This window comes from Desulfurococcus sp., assembly GCF_049970475.1.
Classification (GTDB): domain Archaea; phylum Thermoproteota; class Thermoprotei_A; order Sulfolobales; family Desulfurococcaceae; genus Desulfurococcus; species Desulfurococcus amylolyticus.
This window is the reverse complement of record NZ_JBMFMW010000138.1, coordinates 1-2,166: the sequence shown is the minus strand read 5'-3', so window position 1 is coordinate 2,166 and position 2,166 is coordinate 1. Positions and strand designations below refer to the sequence as shown.

3 protein-coding genes are annotated in these 2,166 nt (G+C 51.4%); all 3 read right to left on the bottom strand.

Annotated features, from left to right (window positions below):
- Positions 1–546 (bottom strand): hypothetical protein (locus tag ACP5N5_RS06710; RefSeq protein ID WP_428134362.1); only part of this gene is annotated, 546 nt, incomplete at its 3' end.
- An 8-nt stretch (positions 547–554) separates the two neighbouring features.
- Positions 555–1,793, bottom strand: coding sequence for an AAA family ATPase (locus ACP5N5_RS06705; RefSeq protein ID WP_428134357.1), 1,239 nt, complete (start codon positions 1,791–1,793; stop codon positions 555–557).
- A gap of 100 nt (positions 1,794–1,893) precedes the next feature.
- Positions 1,894–2,166 (bottom strand): hypothetical protein (locus tag ACP5N5_RS06700; protein WP_428134354.1); only part of this gene is annotated, 273 nt, incomplete at its 5' end.

The following is a 2,166-nucleotide window of genomic DNA, read 5'->3' as shown; positions in this document are numbered from 1 at the left end:
TAGGACAGCAGCCTCAGCCTCATCCACCATATTCTTATACTCCACGACTAGGTTGAATGCGAAGCCGAGACCGTTGGAGATGGCCTGCTCGAGCTTCTCCCGTTGCCGCGGGGATAACATACCCATCGTCGCATCCCTCTTATCGAACTTATCGGATAAACCATATTGTACGTCGAATAGGGAGGCTAGGAACCTTGCTGCAGCTATGACTGCTAGGGTATCGGAGCCTGCTGTGATCTCGTTGAGCTTCATGTAGTCGCTTCGCTTAACAACATTGTTGATTATCTCCGTCCATAGGGGTGAAAGCTTATTCTGCTTCTTCAGAGATCTAACAACTTTCTCGAAGGGTTTATAGAACAGGAAGTACGCGTCGTGTAGGTGGTAGAATTTTGGTTTAGTGTACGGGCTGGCTATGCGGTAGAACATGCGCATCACGGAGTTTATCGATGGCATGTAAACGTCGAGGGGTAGGCCGTCGTAGATTGTGTTCTTGAACGCAGACTTGGCTAAGCCACTCTCAAAGAACGATTTGGAATTAGGTGTCACGAAGCTCATCACTCCTCCACCTTAAGCTGTTGTATTACCTCCTCTATCCTCTGTAGGTACTCTCTAGCAGACGATAATATCGCTTCCACACGTGGCTTGAGCCATGGTTTGCTTGCTAAACGATTAACGTCGTAGTTTAGGATATCGACGAGCTTATCCTTAGCAGTCTTGAAATCATAGGCTCTAATATGCTTCTTCGCCTCCTCTAGTTTCCTAGCGAGCTCCGCCACCTCCCCGAGGCTCTCATCCATAGCCTTCTTGATCTCGATGGCCTCCTGGCGGGAATGGGCTGTTAGTGGTAGGAGTTCGAACGGCGCGTTCATTATGTTATCGAGTGTTACGCCGTACACGGCCAGGTATGCTGCGAAGATCTTCGGCATCTTCTCGATTATAGTCCTGTCGGAGACGATGACACCCTTGTTCCTAAACGTCTTGTAGAATGGGAGGAACGTTGTGTGGTACACCTTCCATACGTCCCCGACACCCTTTATAGTCGACCTTAACAGTGAAATGGCGTAGCTGTTCATTACCTTAAGATCGTTAATCGACATTATAGGCTCGAGTTTATTACCATCAACCCATTTTGTCTCAAGAGCTCTAGAGAGAGCTCTAAAGATTGACACATCGTCCATCAGGTAGTTCATAAACACTCTTAGAGCAAACCTATCGTAGAGAGCCATTAGCTCGGGATCCTCTGGGGTCTCGTTTGACGCTCCAACAGCTGTATGGAGGCTCGCTTGGATCTCAGAGCCGGTCATCGGATCGTAGACAACCCTCTCCTGGAGGAGGCTCAGGAGGGCATTTAATATCGCTGAGTTAGCCTTGAATATCTCGTCGAGGAATATAATATCAGCTGTTATTATCCTACTCCAGTTCCTCCGGTACTCTCCTCGTGTTAGAGCAACAACGTCGATTGAGCCGAAGAGCTCATCGTATGACGTGAATTTCGTTAGTAAATATTGGTAGTAGCGAGCGTTAACGAGCTTAGCGAATGTTTTGACTAGATAGGATTTCGCTACACCAGGCGGCCCGATCAACACGGCGTGCTCGCCGGCCACGGAAGCTAGGATTAACGCTCGCACAGCGTCCTCGTGTCCTATGACTATATCGTTGAGGGTTCTCTCGAGCTTAAGAATCCTCTCCCTCACACGAGATACATCCTGGGGCTGGCCTGCCCTACCCCCAGGCTCCAGCCCCCCAGCCTGGGGGTCACTAGGCCTGACCTGAGAGGGTGATGTGGACGCCATCCCATCCACCACCCCCAAGCCCCCTGTGGGGTAAATAGTGAACCCCGGGGGCCGGGGGCTACCCCCCGGGGTGTGGGGTTGCAACCGGGGGTTATAAGCGTTAATGCACAGCTGTGTGCTCCTCCATGAACTTTCTGAAGGCCTCTAGGAGCTTGGTTTTATACTCCAGGTCACGCTGGAGCCTCGCTAGTGCCCTCTTGCTCCGCTCCTTCTCCGCGTTATCAATTGCCTGCTTTAGCTTCTCTACATCGGCGGATAGATGGCGTACCGCTGCATCTAGGAGCTCCCTGGCGTCGGCCGGCTCTAGGTATATTGGCACGGCCCTGACCATATACCTCCCCGCCTTATCCCCTAGGCCTAGCTTCTCGAGCTC